Origin of the sequence: Archaeoglobus sp. (genome assembly GCF_017656475.1) — an archaeon.
Lineage (GTDB): Archaea > Halobacteriota > Archaeoglobi > Archaeoglobales > Archaeoglobaceae > Archaeoglobus.
The window spans coordinates 13,631-29,334 of the sequence record NZ_JACDNT010000024.1 but is presented as its reverse complement, the minus strand read 5'-3'; the positions used below and the strand labels follow the sequence as shown (position 1 = coordinate 29,334).

Genomic DNA, 15,704 nt, shown 5'->3' with positions numbered 1-15,704 from the left:
AGATTGAACAAGTTAAAGAAGAGATTGGATTGAGGATTGTGTAAGCACCCTAAATATTAAAGTTTCCAATCCACCAAATTCTTTTTACAGTTCAAGGAACCACCATACCGAACACTTGGTTCCAGAATTTCCCGGTATAACCTTTTTAACCCGCTCATCATTCTTTGAACAATGACCGTCCGCAGTCTTCTGGCTGAAGTCTCAAGGGCGGCGGAAATCGCTGCCAGCAACCGATACAGGTTTATGGTTATCCTGTGCTCAAAAGAACTCGATGAGAGAGTTGTCAAGCTTGCAAAGAGGATTTACAAGAAGCACAGAAAGAGAATGAATGAGGACAATCTCCTTATTGCAGGGAGGAGCGACTCTCTTGAAATTACTCGAAAATACTTCGATGGGGAGTTTTTGCACTATAAGGACTCACCGAAAGTTCTCGGTCAGACCTACTCTTCCCTGCTGATAGATTTCACCGAAGGATTTCATCCCAACGACCTCGGAATAATCGTTGAGACTATCAAGGAGGGAGGAATAATAATCGCTTTCTCTCCTCCACTTGACGCATGGGAGAACCTGAAGAGCAGGTGGCATGAGGATCTGGTTTCGGAACCCTACACTGTCGAAGACGTTACCGGACGATTCTTTGCAAGGTTCATGAGGAGAACTATGCAGGCAGAGGGCATTATAATATTCGACGCAGACAGAAGGAAGATAGTAAAGCACTACGAGTTCGAACCAAAAGAGGTTTCGAGAGAGGAAATCGTAATACCAGAGGACATCGAAATCAAGAGAAAGCTGTACAAGCTCTGCGCCACGCAGGATCAGGTAAGAGTTCTGCAGCTTTTTGAGCGCTTCTTTGACAGGAAGAAGGAGAGGAAGGCAGTCGTGATTACAGCAGACAGGGGGAGAGGGAAGACGGCAATCCTCGGTATCGCCACACCCTACATCATTTCAAGGATGGAAAGAATACTGAAAAGACCCGTAAGGATTATGGTCGTAGCCCCGACCCCGCAGGCTGTTCAGACGTACTTCAGGTTCCTTCTGAAGGCGATGGTCAGGCAGGGAATGACGAAGTACTTCGCCAAGGAGACGAACGGCATGATAACCGTGGTGAACAGCAAGTACGCAAGAGTCGAGTACGTGGTGCCGAGAAGGGCGATGATGGAGAAGGATATGGCAGACGTGATAATCGTGGATGAGGCTGCGGGAATCGATGTTCCAGTATTGCTTAAAATCACCGAAGGGGTCAGATACATGATATTCTCCACAACAATCCACGGTTATGAAGGGACTGCCAGAGGATTCAGCATAAGATTCCTGAAAAGGCTTGAGAGCGACAAGAGTGTAGAAATCGAAAAAATCCACATGGAGGAGCCGATAAGATATGGCAAAGGAGACCCCATCGAGAAGTGGCTCTACGACGTTCTCCTACTCGACGCACAGCCTGCAGAGCTTGATGATGAAGATGTAGAGGCGATAAAGCAGGGGAAGCTTGAGTTCAGGGAAATCAATAAAGATGAGCTTGTGAACGATGAAAAGCTGTTGAGGGAGTTTTTTGGGATTTACGTGCTTGCACACTACCGCAATCGCCCCTCTGACCTCGCAATACTGCTCGACATGCCGAACCACATTCCTTTTGTCGTTACCGTAAACAACAAGCCCGTCTGCTCCCTCCACATTGCGGTTGAGGGCAATCTTGATGATGACACGATTGAGAAAATAAAGGAGGGCTACAAGCCGAAAGGGCAGATAATTCCCGATTTGATGCTGAAACACTACTGGGACTTTGAGTTTCCGAGGATGGTTGGGGCGAGGGTCGTGAGGATAGCCACCCACCCTTCAGTCATGGACATGGGAATCGGAAGCTTCGCTCTAACCAAAATAGTCGAGTGGGCTTACAGAAAGGAAATTGACTGGGTTGGTTCGGGATTTGGCGTCTCGCCAGAGCTTCTCCGCTTCTGGGTCAGGAACGGCTTCACATCTGTGCACATCACGCCTCAGAGGAATGAGGTCAGCGGGGAGCACACTTTAATTGTTCTCAGAGCTTTAAAGTACGATGTTGAGAGTGTTGTGGAGAACCTCAACTCAGAGTTCACGAGGAGACTGATTGAGTACCTTGCAGATGAGCTGTCAGATCTGGAGACGGAAACAGCAGTTCTAATTCTAAACTCACTCAGAAAGAGCTTCGAAATTCCTGCCCCAAGGTTCGGAAAGGTTGAAAGAAGGAGAATGAGCAAGTACTTCCAGGGTATGAGTTTGTACGAATATGTTTCGGACATAATCAGGCCGCTCGTCAGGTACTATTTCTCAAGAACCGACAGAGAGGAGCTTGATGAGGTTGAGGAGGTAGTTCTGGTCGGGAAGTGTCTGCAGCTCAAGCACTGGAGTGAGCTGCCGGGTGAGGGTTATAAAAAGTACAGGTTACTGCTCAACGCCGTGAAGAAAGTCTGGAGATGGTACTATGGAGAGGATTAACTTTGATGCGGAGTTTGTTGAGAAGATAATCAACGGAGAGAAGATTACCACGGTAAGGAGGGGGATAAAGAGCTACCCGGTAGGGAGGATCGTAGAGCTAACATCAAACGGGGAAAGATTTGCCCTGGCCAAGGTGAAGAAAGTTGTCGTGAAGAGGGTGAGGGAGCTTACAGACGAGGATGCCATCAGAGACGGATTCAAAAGCCGTAATGAACTCATCTCGGCGTTAAAAAGGATATATGGGGACATAAGGGATGATGAATTTGTTACTGTAGTGCATTTTGAAGTTGTGAAGTGAGCTTTTGGTGAATTACAACTAATCGCCAAATTTTTAACAGTGTCATCAAAAGAACATCAATGGAAAAAAGCGTTCAGGATACTGTTCACGGTGTAATAAAACTCGAAGACTGGATGGTTGAGATTGTTGACACGCCTCAATTTCAGCGCCTCAGAAGGATTAACCAGCTCGGCTTTGCCAACCTCGTTTATCCCGGAGCGAACCACACGCGATTTGAGCATAGCCTTGGTGTCATGCACGTTACAAGACTCCTCCAGAAAAGAATTGGTTTTGATGATGTCGTTGTCGCTGCTGCACTGCTCCACGATATTGGCCACGCTCCCTTCTCCCATGGAAGCGAGAGGCTCCTGGAGAAGTACGCCGCCTACAACCACGAGAGCATTTCGAAGGTGGTAAGGGGAGAGCTTAAAGACAAGCTTAATGACCTCGGATTCAGAATTTCGGAGATCGAAGCAATCGTAACGGGGAAAAGGAAGTCCGTTGTCAACGGAGAGATTGATGCGGACAGGATGGATTATCTTGTTAGGGACTCACACTACACAGGCGTGGCTTACGGTGTTTTCGACATTTACAGGCTGATAGACAAGATAAAGTTTGATGACGCCATCATAATAGAGCAGGGAGGTGTTAAGGCTGCAGAGAGTCTGCTCATATCGAGATTTCTGATGTATCCTACTGTCTACTTCCACCACGTTTGCAGAATTGCGAGGAAGATGTACGAGAGAGCGATAGAAAGGATAATCGAGAGCGGCTTCGAAGCTGAAAGACTAATAATGATGGATGATATGGAGGCGATGATGCTCCTGAAGGAAAAGGAGAAGGAAATATATGACAGGCTGAACAACAGGAAGCTGTTTAAAAGGGCAGTTTACGTTTCCAGAAGATCTCTGGACTTCAGGGAAGTAATGAGAGTTAACGAGAGAAGGGCTGAGAAGGAGATTGCAGAAATTGCAGGTGTGGATGAGAAGTACGTCATCGTTGACATCCCTCCAGTGGAAGAGATGAAAGAGTCAGGAGTTATGGTCGAGACGGATGGGGAGCTCAAGCCTCTTGAGGAAGTCTCTCTACTCGTAAAAGCTTTGAAAGATGCAACTGCTGAAAACTGGAGGCTTGGCGTTTACACCGAGAAGAAATTTTTAGATAGAGTGGGAAAGGCTGCTGTGGATTACTTCGGCATTGAGAAGGTCGTGCAGAAGTCTCTTGATGAAATCTTTCCGCATTAACCAAATCCTTATAACTTCCAACGATTAATACGATTATGATTGGGCTGATTGGTGGAATGAGCTGGGAATCGACGGTTGAGTATTACAGAATAATGAACGAACTCGTTAAGGAAAAACTCGGAGGTTGGAACTCTGCCGAAATAATTCTTTACTCCGTCAACTTTGAAGAGATTGTCAGGATGCAGAGGGCAGGTGAGTGGGGAAAGCTGGGGGAGATTCTTGGAGACATTGCGGTGAAGCTTGAAGAGGCAGGAGCAAAGGCTGTTCTTATCTGCACGAACACGATGCACAAGGTTGCTGATGATGTAGAGAGGAGAATCAGCATCCCTCTCATCAACATAATCGATGTAACGGCAGAAGCTCTAAAGAGGGATGGAGTTAAGAGAGCCGGATTGCTCGGTACAAAATTCACGATGGAAGATGGCTTCTATCAGGAAAGAATGAAAAGGCACGGAATCGAAATCATTGTGCCTGAAAAAGAGGAGGATAGGGATGCTGTTCACAGCATAATCTTCGACGAACTTTGCTTAGGAATAATCAAGGAGGAGTCCGAAAGAAGGCTGAGAAGGATCGTTAGTGAGCTAAAAAGCGCTGGGGCGGAAGGGATAATCCTCGGCTGCACCGAGCTACCGCTCATTCTGAAAGACCCGGAGTTTTACGATACCACGAAGCTCCATGCCGAGGCAGCTGTGAACTTCCTCCTTAATGGTTGAGTAATGGTAGCATAGCAAACTTTTTAACATCCCATCCCAACTTCTTTCATGCAGGAACCGCCGGTACCCGTCTATCCTCCCCCATATAAACCGCCAGAGATGAGGGTTTTCTACTTCATCGCCTTTATATTCGGCTTTGTTGTTGCCGTGTCGCTCTCCATATACTACTACACAGAATTTGTGTGGTTTGATTCAGTCGGTTATGGAGAGGTATTCCTGACGTATCTCAAATACACCTTAGCCTTCTTCTTCTTTGAGTTTCTGATTTTCTTTATCCCCCTATTACTTACGAACATCGCAATAAGGAAGGTAACGCTCGAATTCCACGGGGAGCCTCTAAAAATACCTCATTTGCTCGACTTTGGGATTGCAGTATTTGCCGCACTAACGGTTAAAAACTACTGGAGCAGCATGCTGTTCTATTTTAACTCATCAGAATTTGGACTTGCCGACCCAATTTTTGGCTTTGATGCTTCCTTCTACACCTTCCAGCTGCCTTTCATTAAAATCTTGCTCGGATCTCTGCTTGCTGCCGTGCTGATATCATTAACAATTGCTGTTTTTGCGTACATGTACGCTTTCAGGTGGGTTAAGAGCTTAGAAGAATTCAAGGAAATTTTTCCCGGCAGCGGGTTCGTTCACCTCTCGGTTCTTGTTATCACTTCATTCATCCTTTCTGCTCTTCTTGTATTCATTTCCAGATTTGAAATCGTACACTCAGAGCACGGCCTCATCAGTGGAGCAAGCTACGTTGACGTAAACGTTCTCTCTCCATCACTGCTGCTCCTTTCGGCAATGATGCTTCTCTCCGGTATTTTTGCTGGATACCTCGTGGCAAAGAGGAGAGTTGAGAGAGTGCTTCAGGTCATAGGGGTGCTTTTTGTAATCGCCATCCTGCTAACTTTCGTTGCTCCATTCGTCGTCCAGAAGTTCATTGTCGAGCCATCTGAGCTCAGCTATGAAGAGAAGTACATCGCCTACAGCATAAACTACACGCTCTTCGCGTACAACCTGCACGATGTAAAGCTGCAGAAGTTCGAGTACAAAGATGACGTCAACTACACTGATGTCCTTGAGGCAAAGGAGACGATAGACAACATAAGAATCTGGGACCACAGGCCGATAAGGGATGTTTTCAGGCAGCTACAGCAAATTAGAACATACTACGTTATCAAAGATGTTGATGTTGACAGATACAGGATTAACGACAGCTATGTCCAGCTTCTGCTTGCTGCGAGGGAACTTTCGACGGAGAATTTGCCATCGAGAGCTCAGACATGGTTGAACAAGCACCTGATATACACTCACGGCTACGGAATCGTTGCCTCGCCGGTAAACAAAGTCTCGAAGGAGGGTCTGCCGGAGTTCTACATCTACGACATACCTCCTGAAGGTTTAATCGAAATTGAGAGGCCAGAAATCTATTACGGAGAGCTTACCGATGATTATGTAGTTGTGAACACGCTTCAGGAGGAATTTGACTATCCAAAAGGAGATGTGAACTTCTTTACCAAGTACGCCGGAGATGGGGGAATAAAGCTCGATTACATGAAGAGAGTGCTGTTCTCCTTCAGGTTTGGGGATGTCAATCTGATTCTTAGCAACTACATCACCGATGACAGCAGACTGATGATGCACCGCGATATAGTGGAGAGAGTTTCGACCATAATGCCGTTCTTCGTTTACGATGATGACCCCTACGTGGCGGTCATCGATGGTGAAATCTGGTGGGTAATAGATGCCTACTCCATCCTGCAGAACTTCCCGTACTCTGCTGAGGTAGGAGGTTTTAACTACATGCAGAATCCTGTGAAAGTGTTCGTTAATGCCTACAACGGTAGTGTCAGGTTCTACGTTGTTCAGGAGGATGCCTACGTAAGAGTTCTCGAAAAAGCTCTCCCCGGGTTGTTCTTGAAGAACATGCCAGAAGAGTTCAGAAAACACATAAGATATCCAAGAGACTACTTCGAGGTGCAGGCCCACGTTTACTCCACATACCACATGAAGGATGTCACAGCCTTCTACAACAGGGAGGATGTGTGGGCCGTTGCAAAGGAGAAGTATGAGGACAAGGTCATAGAAGTCGAACCATACTACGTTACTCTCGCCATAGAGGATAAGCCCGAATTTGTTCTAATACTCCCATTAACGCCCGTAAACAGGGACAACATGATTGCATGGATGGCTGCGAGATGCGACGAGAAGTACGGAGAGCTGATAATATACGAGTTCCCCAAAGGGGAGCTGATATACGGACCAATGCAGATTGAGGCAAGGATCGACCAGGATTCTGAGCTGTCCAAGCTCTTCACTCTCTGGAATCAGGCGGGTTCGAGAGTGATAAGAGGCAACCTATTAGTGGTGCCGATAAACAACTCGGTGCTTTACGTAGAGCCAGTGTATCTGAGAGGAGAGTCTGCAAAAATCCCTGAGCTTAGACTAGTTATCGTGGTTCAGGATGAAGAGCTTGCAACTGGCACGAACCTTTACGAGGCTCTGGATAACCTGTTTAAAGCCGAAAAAACCGCTGAGAAACCAGCACCCGAGAAGCCAGCAGAGACCGAAGAACAGAAGCTGGAGATTCTGAAGGAGTACTACGGCAAGCTGGTTGAGGCGGCAAAGAGCGGGGACTGGGAGACTTTTGGCGAGATGCTGAAGAAGATTGGAGAAGTGTTAGGATACGAAGAACAGTGAATTTTGTGGAAAACTTTATTAGCTTTTTGTTATTTATTCGCTTATGGAGTGGTACTGGATAGGTTTGCTGATAGTGGTAGTTCTTTTCCTTCTCTCGGCGATAAGAATCGTCAAGGAGTACGAGAGAGGTGTTATCTTCAGACTCGGAAGGCTTGTTGGGGCGAGAGGGCCTGGGCTTTTCTTCATAATCCCGATTCTTGAGAACATGATCGTCGTTGACTTGAGAACCGTGACATACGACGTCCCCTCACAGGAAGTTGTTACCAAGGACAACGTGACGGTCAAGGTTAATGCAGTGGTTTATTACAGGGTTGTTGACCCGGCAAAGGCAGTGACTGAGGTTTTCGACTACCAGTACGCCACAGCGCAGCTTGCTCAAACTACGTTAAGGAGCATAATAGGTCAGGCAGAGCTCGATGAGGTTCTCTCCGAGAGGGACAAGCTTAACGTAAAGTTGCAGCAAATAATAGACGAGGAGACGAATCCGTGGGGTATAAAGGTCACTGCAGTTGAGATTAAAGATGTAGAACTGCCTGAAGAGATGAGAAGGATAATGGCAATGCAGGCTGAGGCGGAGAGAGAAAGGAGGTCGAAGATTATCAGAGCTGAGGGTGAGTATCAGGCTGCAATGAAGCTCAAGGAGGCAGCAGATGTTCTTGCACAGAGTGAGGGAGCAATTCTGCTGAGATACCTGCAAACTCTGAATGAAATCTCCGCCGAGCAGAACAACACAATTGTCGTGCCAATTCCTGTGGAATTCCTGAAGTTCTACGTTGGGAAAGCTAAAAGTTAAAAGCCCTTATTCATTTTTTACTTTATGAAAATAATTCCGTGCCCGTCTTCTCCGTTGCTGGCAAGAAGAATTGCGGAAGTTTCGGGACTGGATGTTGGAAGTGCTGTTTTCAGAAGATTTCCAGATGGAGAGCTTTACGTCAGAGTTCAGGAAAAAGAGGGCGTTGTTGTGGGAAGCATAAATTCAAACGATGACCTCATCTCATTGATTTTCGCTCTGGATGTGCTTGATAAAGCGAAGGCGGTAGTTCCATACATGGGCTACGCAAGGCAGGACAAGGTATTTCAGGAAGGAGAAGCAGTTAGCATCAAAATTCTGGCAGAAATCCTAGAAAGCAAAGCAGAAGAAGTAATAACGGTAAACATTCACAGCAGAGAGGCTGCATCACACTTTAAAAATCTTAAAAACCTCGATGCAATGCCCTTAATTGGGAAGCACTTTGCAGAGAAGGACGTGGTTATGATTTCCCCCGACAAGGGGTCTTTGGAGAGGGTGAAAACAGCGGCAAAGCGCGCTGCCTGCGAGTGGGATTACATGGAAAAGAGGAGAATAGATGCGACAACGGTAGAGATAACACCAAAGAGCATCGACGTTGAGGGTAAAGATGTTGTAATCGTTGACGATATAATCTCAACCGGCGGGACTGTGGCGGAGGCAGCAAAGATTCTATACAGCCTGGGCGCGAAGAGTGTTAGTGCTGCATGCGTTCATGCGGTTCTTGCTGACAACGCGGCCATTAAGCTCTTCAATGCCGGAATAAAGGACATCATTGCAACCGACACGGTAGAGTGTGCCTTCAGCAGAATGAGCGTTGCAGAGCTTATTGCAGGAAGCATATGAAAAACTTTTATGCATACCTGAATTTGGAATGGAGATGAAGAGAAGAGTCGTGGCCACAGGGACATTCGACATAATTCATCCGGGACACGTGACTTTCCTTAGAGAGGCGAAAAAACTCGGAGATGAGCTTATCGTGATAGTTGCCAGGGATAAGAACGTCAGGCATAAGCCAAAGCCAGTTGTTCCGGAGGAGCAGCGCAGGAGGGTTGTTGAGGCGATAAAATACGTTGACAAGGCGATACTTGGCGATGAGGAGGACATGTTCAAGCCTATAATGGAGCTGAAGCCTAACGTCATAGTTTTGGGCCACGACCAGCACTTCGATGAGGAGTGGCTTAGAGAAGAGCTCAAAAAGAGGAATCTGAATTGTGAGGTTGTCAGGATTAAGGTTAAGGAAGATTGTCCGCTTTGTAGCTCTCACAAGATAATTGAGCGGATTTTAGAGAAGTACGGAGGGAGATAATGTTGTTGATGATTCCTGGCCCAGTTCAGTTGCATGAGAGAATCATCAGAGCTATGGCGAGACAGATGATTGGCCACAGAACAGCAGAGTTCAGCGCAATAATGGAGTTCTGCGTTGAGAAGCTTAAGGAAGTCTTCGGGACAAGTGGAGACATCTGCCTTATTTCCGGTTCCGGAACAGCGGGAATGGAGGCCGCAATAGCTTCTTTCAGCAAGGTGAAAAAGATTGCGACGCTTGAGAATGGGAAGTTCGGCGAGAGGCTTGGTGATATAGCGGAGCGCTACACTCAGGTTGAAAGAGTCAAAGTACCGTGGGGAGAGTCTTTTGAGCTTGATTTGGTTAAGGAGGCTCTGGATAACGGCTGCGAGGCAGTTGCCTTTGTCCACAACGAAACCTCAACCGGAATTCTCAATCCTGCAAAGGAAATCGCCAAGCTTGCGAAAGAATATGATGCGCTCGTCATCATGGACGCAATAACGTCTGCAGGTGGAGATTATGTCAAGATGGACGAGTGGGGTGTTGATGTTGCAATCGTGGGAAGCCAGAAGTGTCTTGGCGCGCCACCTGGGCTGGCAGCGGTGGCTGTGAGCGATAAGGCTTGGGATTACTACAACGAAAACTGCCCCTATTATCTCGACCTTGCAGCCTACAAAAAGAAGCTGAAGGACATGCAAACTCCCTATACACCTGCAGTTCCCCTATTCTTCGCTCTTGCTGAGGCCTTGAAGATTATTGATGAGGAGGGGTTGGAGAACAGAATCCAGAGGCACCGGATTCTTAGCGCTGCGGTGAGAAAGTGGGCTATTGAGGCGGGTTTGGAGCTTTTTCCCAACCTGAACAAGTATTCGAGCTACTCAAACACGGTCACTGCCATAAAGATGCCTGAAGGTATTAGCGACTCTGAGCTCAGAGGAGCGTTGAGGAAGGAATATGGAATACTCGTCAGCGGAGGGCAGGGAGAACTAAAAGGCAGGATTTTCAGAATCGGAACTATGGGCAACGTCGGAAAGTTTGAAACGGTTTCAACTCTCGCAGCGCTTGAAGACATACTGATGAGGAAGAATGTCATTAAACCGGCTTTGCATTACGCTCAAGTTCTCCTGAGGGATTTGCAATGAAGATTGGGATAGCAGACACGACATTTTCAAGGGTAAACATGGGAAAGATAGCGATAGATGAGCTTAGAAAGATAAGCAGCATTCCATATGAGCGCTACACTGTCCCCGGCATCAAGGATTTACCTATCGCGGCAAAAAAGCTGCTGGAAGAAAAAGGATGTGATTTAGTCATCACTCTCGGCTGGGTTGGTGGGACGCAGAAGGACATGCTCAGCTACATCGTTTTGAGCATGGGGCTGGTTATGGTTCAGCTCATGACGAACAAGCACGTCATAGACGTTACAATCCATGAAGATGAGGCTGAGGACGAGAAAACACTGATGATGGTGGCAGAGAACAGGGTGAGGGAACACGTCAGAAATGCGGTTGATTTGCTTGTCAATCCAAAGAGGTTGCAGAAGCTTGCAGGTACAGGTCAGAGGCAGGGTTATCCCGACGTTGGACCGATTTTGAAGTAAGCTTTTAGAATTTTGGATTTTAGTCTCTCTTTTTAGTTTTGGAAGGTCAGTTTAGTCACTTTGGTTACACTTCATTCTTTCCTGCCTCCAAGAGCTCAATAGCTATCTTTTACTACGAGCTTATGAACCTCTTTGAAAAAACAAAAACCTTTACAGAAAAGTATATCATCACGGCAAAAGCAAAAGAAGACCGTGAAAAGAAGAGCACCTTTAAGCTCAAAATACCTCATACTTCTGGCAGCTGCTGTAGGAGTTATTTCAGGCTTAGGAGCTTTTATCTTCTATTTCCTGCTTGATCTGTCCACTAAATTTTTCCTTGCAGGTCTGGATAACTTCAATCCACCTCTTGCCGGAGGGGAGGCGGAAATTGTCAAGATAGACTTCCACTTGGGAATCCTTCCACTTCCAGTAGTTGTCGCACTTGGAGGGTTGCTCAGCGGTCTAATCGTCTATAAGTATGCGCCCGAAGCGGAGGGTCACGGAACTGATGCTGTGATACGGGCATTTCACAGGGCGAGAGGTGTTATAAGGGCCAGAGTCCCAATTGTTAAAACAGTTGCCTCTGCAATCACCATCGGTAGCGGTGGTAGTGCGGGAAGAGAGGGGCCAATAGCCCAGATTGGGGCGGGTTTTGGATCTTTCATCGGGGAGGCGTTAAGACTTTCCGACAAGGATAGAAGGATTCTGGTCATCTGCGGTGTCGCTGGAGGAATTGGTGGCATTTTCAGAAGCCCTTTTGGGGGAGCAATCTTTGGAATAGAGGTGCTCTACAGGAGAGATAACGAGGTTGAGGCAATAGTTCCGGCTTTTGTATCCTCCATAGTGGCCTTTGTAGTGTTCGACGTAATGATGAGCAATTTTGCCAACACACCTTTTGGAGTTTTACCGATTTTCAAAATTCCGCAGGTAACAATTCATTCACCACTCGAATTTCCGATTTACGCGGTGGTTTCGGTTCTTGCGGCATTTTTCGGTATTCTGTATGTCAAGGTCTTTTACGCCGTACACAACTATTCAAAAAAGGTGGGCATCTCACCTTACCTCAAACCGGCAATTGGAGGATTCTTTACCGGAATTATAGGTCTTTTTCTGCCAGGAGTGCTGGGGATGGGGTATGGCTATGTTCAGATGGCTATCGACGGTAAACTCGCAGTCTCCATCATGCTTCTGCTGATTTTTGGTAAAATTGTTGCAACTTCCCTAACAGTGGGGACTGGAGGTAGCGGAGGTGTTTTTGCTCCTTCAATAGTAATAGGAAGCATGCTGGGTGGTTTTGTTGGCTACACCTTCCACTACCTATTTCCTGACATTGTAGTTCAACCTGAGGCGTTCGTTCTAATAGGAATGTCCGCCTTTATTGCAGCGGTGGCTAAAACTCCAATTGCAGCGATTTTGATGGTTCTTGAGATGTGTGGTGGATACTCGCTCCTTCCCGCTCTGATGACATCTGCAACTCTCGCATACTACCTCGCTGGAGATTATTCAATCTACGCTGAGCAGGTTGCGACGAGGGCTGAGAGTCCTGCACATAGAATGGAGATGTCCATCGATGTTCTTGAAAATGTAAAAGTTAAAGATGCAATGGTGCCAGCAGAGAAGCTTGTGGTTGTTACACCCTACCAAAGAGTCAGTGAAGTCCTTGAGATGATTGAGAAAACTGGCCATATGGGTTTTCCAGTTGTAATAAACAGCAGACTGGTCGGAATGGTTACTTTTGAGGATGTCGAGAGAGTTCCACTGGAGGAGAGGGATAAAACGCTTGTGAGGGACATTATGACGAGAGACCTAATCGTCACGTATCCTGACGAAACTCTTGAGGAAGCTCTGATAAAATTAGTTGACAAGGGTGTGGGCAGACTACCAGTGGTTGATCGCAAAGACGAGAGAGAGCTTTTGGGACTTATTACTAGGAGCGACATAATGAAGGCACACGCGAGAGAAGTTAAGAGGATTGTTTCATGAGGGTTTTGCTGGTAACAGGTAAGCTGGCTGAAGAAATGGTAAGGAAATACGGAAAGGGGGCCGATGTCAGAGTGTGCAACATCGACGTTGCAGCATTCATAACCCCATCAATGCTTGAAAATGAGGATTTCAGCGGTTACGACCTCGTTCTCGTTCCCGGACTGACTTACAACTGCAACTGGGAGGATTTCGAGCGAAGAAAGGGTGTTAAGGTGAGACTTGGCCCAATCCATGCTTACGACCTGCAGCATGTGTTAAAGCTTCTTGATAAAATCGAGTTCTCCCACAAAATTCCTGCATGCAGGCTTGTAGAATCACTGAAGGTTGCGGAAACAATCAGAGAAATAGATGCCCTTGACGAAAACTTTGCTTTTGACATAGGCGGTGTTAAAGTCGGTGGAAACAGCAGAATGAAGGTTGTCGCGGAAATAGCAAGTTTCTGCGACTTCGACGATTTAAGGGCAAAAATTGACCACTACACAGAGAGCGGTGCTGACATCATCGATATAGGTGTTCCCCTTGAGTTCAACGAGGAGTGGCTATCCAGAACTCTTAAGGTGGCTGTTGATTATTCAAAGCTGCCGCTGAGTATCGACACTTTCAGCAAGAGGGGCATTGAGATTGGCGTAAGGCACGGCGTTGACATGGTTATGAGCATTTCAAAGGATAACTTTGAGTCTCTCGACCTGATCGAAGACCAAGCAGTAGTTGTAGTGGATAGAGATGTTCAGTCTCTGGTAAACTTGGTAGAGAAGGTCAAAAGAAGGGTAGAAAAGGTTATTGCTGACCCCGTCCTGGATCCACCGCTTAAAGTTGCAGATTCGATAGTAAGATACTCGGAGTTCAGAATGCGCGATGAAGAGACGCCCGTCCTTTTTGGAGCGGGAAACGTTACTGAGTTAAGCGATGCGGATTCAATTGGAATTAATGCTCTGCTGGCGTTTATCGCTGAAGAGCTTAACTGCAACCTGCTGTTCACGACGGAAGCAAGCCCCAAGACTCACGGTAGCGTCAGGGAAATGAAACTTGCTTCATATCTCGCAAAAGCAGCCAGAATAAGGAGTTCTCCCCCCAAGGATGCTGGCATAAGCCTCCTGGCCCTTAAAGAGAAGGTCAGGTATGCGGAGAGGGTCGAACTTGATAATTTTGTGAGGGGCGAAGAGAGTAAAGAGTTTGTGAGGGATCCCCTTGGTGACTTCATAATCCATGTTTTTGATGGAAAAATAATCTGCAAACACGACAAAATGACTATTGTTGGTGAAAAGGCAAAGGAGATTGCTGACACTGCCATAAGGCACAATCTACTCTCAAGGCTGGACCACGCAGCTTATCTCGGCAGGGAGTTAATGAAAGCTGAGATTGCAGCTTTGCTAAATAAAAGCTACATTCAGGATAGAGACTTGAACTTCGGATTTTATAAAAAGAATTCTTAATTCTTTAAGTCAAAAAAGGCGTTTAGTTGACTTGATCGGCGAAACTGCAAGTTAAAGGTACAGAATCTTTCCTGTAAAGCTTCGTGAAGGTCCATAAAGTTTCTGAACTTCATAGAGTGGTTTTAGATGGTATGTGGGAAAAAGTTTCGTTATAAATTAAGGGGACAACAAATTACTGAGGTGGTGAAAAATGAAAACGAGATTGGGCTTGCTGGGTATCCTGCTGGTAATGCTGGTGGCAGTGGCATCGGCAGCACCACCATGGCAACAGAATGAGAAACCCCAGATTGGAAAACCAGACTTCGAGAATGCTGACAGAAATTTCCAGAAGGCTAAGGATTGGTTCGACAAGACCAAAAAGAATGTGGAAGAGATAAAAAATCAGGCGGAAGAAAAGAGATTTGAGGCGTGGAAAAAACACCTGCAGGCCTGGGTAGAGATGGCAAAAAGATGGGTGGAGAGAGTTCAGACGAGAGTCGAGAACATGAATGTCGGCAATGATACAAAAGAGAGGCTGATTGTTAAACTTCAGGAGATTAGAAACAACTTGACTGAGATCGAAAACGAAATAAACGCCTCACAAAACTACACGGAGCTGAGAGAAGTTGCCACGGAAATCAAGGGGGTGTGGGGAGAGCTTAGACAGGAAATGAGGTCTGCTGCACATGAGTATGCGGTTGAGAAGTACGAACATATCCTTGAAAGGCTGATACAGGTGAGAGATAGGCTTGAGGTTGCAGGAGTCAATGTAAGCGAGCTGAATGCAAAGATTGAGGAGATAAACGAGTCTGTTGAAGAGCTCAAGAACTACACTGGCACACCGGAATTTGCAGAGAAGGTGGGAGAGATAAACCAGTTGTTCAGGGAGGCTTTTGAAATTGTAAAGGAACTGGCAAGGGAGGCAAGACCTGAGTATCACACGGGATTCGTCTACGCTTACGTTAACGGCTCATTCGAGCTCAGCGGAAACTTCACTTCAGTCCAGATAAAGGGCGATGGTGATGTAACAATTCCTGAGGAGGTCATTGTCACAAAAGTTGACACTCCCGGAGTGAAGATGATCGTGGCGAAAGGGAATTTCACCGCCACCGGGGAAGGTGAGTTCAGAGTTCTCGCTCACGGGAGTGGTGAACTCATACTAAACGGAGAAGGATATTACAGAGTCAAACAAACGCCAACAGGACCAATGACTGAGGAAATCGAGTTTGAGGGTAATGAAACAGTTACTTTCGGGTGAAAG

13 protein-coding genes are annotated in these 15,704 nt (G+C 46.6%); all 13 read left to right on the top strand.

What is annotated here, in order from left to right:
* Positions 1–171: 171 nt before the first annotated feature.
* The 13 genes from H0Z19_RS08030 to H0Z19_RS07970 all read left to right on the top strand — a co-directional run bounded on the left by H0Z19_RS08030 (position 172) and on the right by H0Z19_RS07970 (position 15,701).
* Positions 172–2,469, top strand: coding sequence for a tRNA(Met) cytidine acetyltransferase TmcA (locus tag H0Z19_RS08030; RefSeq protein WP_290725554.1), 2,298 nt, complete (start codon positions 172–174; stop codon positions 2,467–2,469).
* On the top strand, positions 2,456–2,767 hold the full coding sequence (locus H0Z19_RS08025) for an ASCH domain-containing protein (RefSeq protein ID WP_290725552.1): 312 nt from the start codon (positions 2,456–2,458) through the stop codon (positions 2,765–2,767). The genes H0Z19_RS08030 and H0Z19_RS08025 overlap by 14 nt, the downstream gene beginning before the upstream one ends.
* A 59-nt stretch (positions 2,768–2,826) precedes the next feature.
* Positions 2,827–3,990, top strand: coding sequence for an HD domain-containing protein (locus tag H0Z19_RS08020; RefSeq protein WP_290725550.1), 1,164 nt, complete (start codon positions 2,827–2,829; stop codon positions 3,988–3,990).
* Between the two features lie 35 nt (positions 3,991–4,025).
* Entirely contained in the window at positions 4,026–4,703 is a 678-nt protein-coding gene (locus tag H0Z19_RS08015) for an aspartate/glutamate racemase family protein (RefSeq protein WP_290725548.1), read from the top strand.
* Positions 4,704–4,751: 48 nt separating this feature from the next.
* Positions 4,752–7,397, top strand: a complete 2,646-nt coding sequence (locus tag H0Z19_RS08010) for a UPF0182 family protein (protein ID WP_290725547.1) — start codon at positions 4,752–4,754, stop codon at positions 7,395–7,397.
* A gap of 43 nt (positions 7,398–7,440) precedes the next feature.
* On the top strand, positions 7,441–8,190 hold the full coding sequence (locus tag H0Z19_RS08005) for a slipin family protein (protein ID WP_290725546.1): 750 nt from the start codon (positions 7,441–7,443) through the stop codon (positions 8,188–8,190).
* 24 nt (positions 8,191–8,214) lie between these two features.
* A complete protein-coding gene (locus H0Z19_RS08000) occupies positions 8,215–9,030 on the top strand; it encodes a ribose-phosphate diphosphokinase (RefSeq protein ID WP_290725545.1) in 816 nt (271 codons plus the stop codon).
* Between the two features lie 28 nt (positions 9,031–9,058).
* Positions 9,059–9,493: an adenylyltransferase/cytidyltransferase family protein gene (locus tag H0Z19_RS07995; protein WP_365892570.1), complete on the top strand. Its 435-nt coding sequence runs from the start codon at positions 9,059–9,061 to the stop codon at positions 9,491–9,493.
* Positions 9,493–10,611, top strand: a complete 1,119-nt coding sequence (locus H0Z19_RS07990; protein ID WP_290725542.1) for an alanine--glyoxylate aminotransferase family protein — start codon at positions 9,493–9,495, stop codon at positions 10,609–10,611. The genes H0Z19_RS07995 and H0Z19_RS07990 overlap by 1 nt, the downstream gene beginning before the upstream one ends.
* Entirely contained in the window at positions 10,608–11,069 is a 462-nt protein-coding gene (ribC, locus tag H0Z19_RS07985; RefSeq protein WP_290725541.1) for a riboflavin synthase, read from the top strand. Before H0Z19_RS07990 ends, ribC begins: the two co-directional genes overlap by 4 nt.
* Before the next feature lie 192 nt (positions 11,070–11,261).
* Complete coding sequence (locus tag H0Z19_RS07980) at positions 11,262–13,031, top strand: chloride channel protein (RefSeq protein WP_290725539.1); 1,770 nt, start codon at positions 11,262–11,264, stop codon at positions 13,029–13,031.
* On the top strand, positions 13,028–14,464 hold the full coding sequence (locus tag H0Z19_RS07975) for a dihydropteroate synthase-like protein (protein ID WP_290725538.1): 1,437 nt from the start codon (positions 13,028–13,030) through the stop codon (positions 14,462–14,464). Before H0Z19_RS07980 ends, H0Z19_RS07975 begins: the two co-directional genes overlap by 4 nt.
* Positions 14,465–14,654: 190 nt before the next feature.
* Entirely contained in the window at positions 14,655–15,701 is a 1,047-nt protein-coding gene (locus H0Z19_RS07970; protein ID WP_290725537.1) for a hypothetical protein, read from the top strand.
* Positions 15,702–15,704 lie beyond the last annotated feature (3 nt).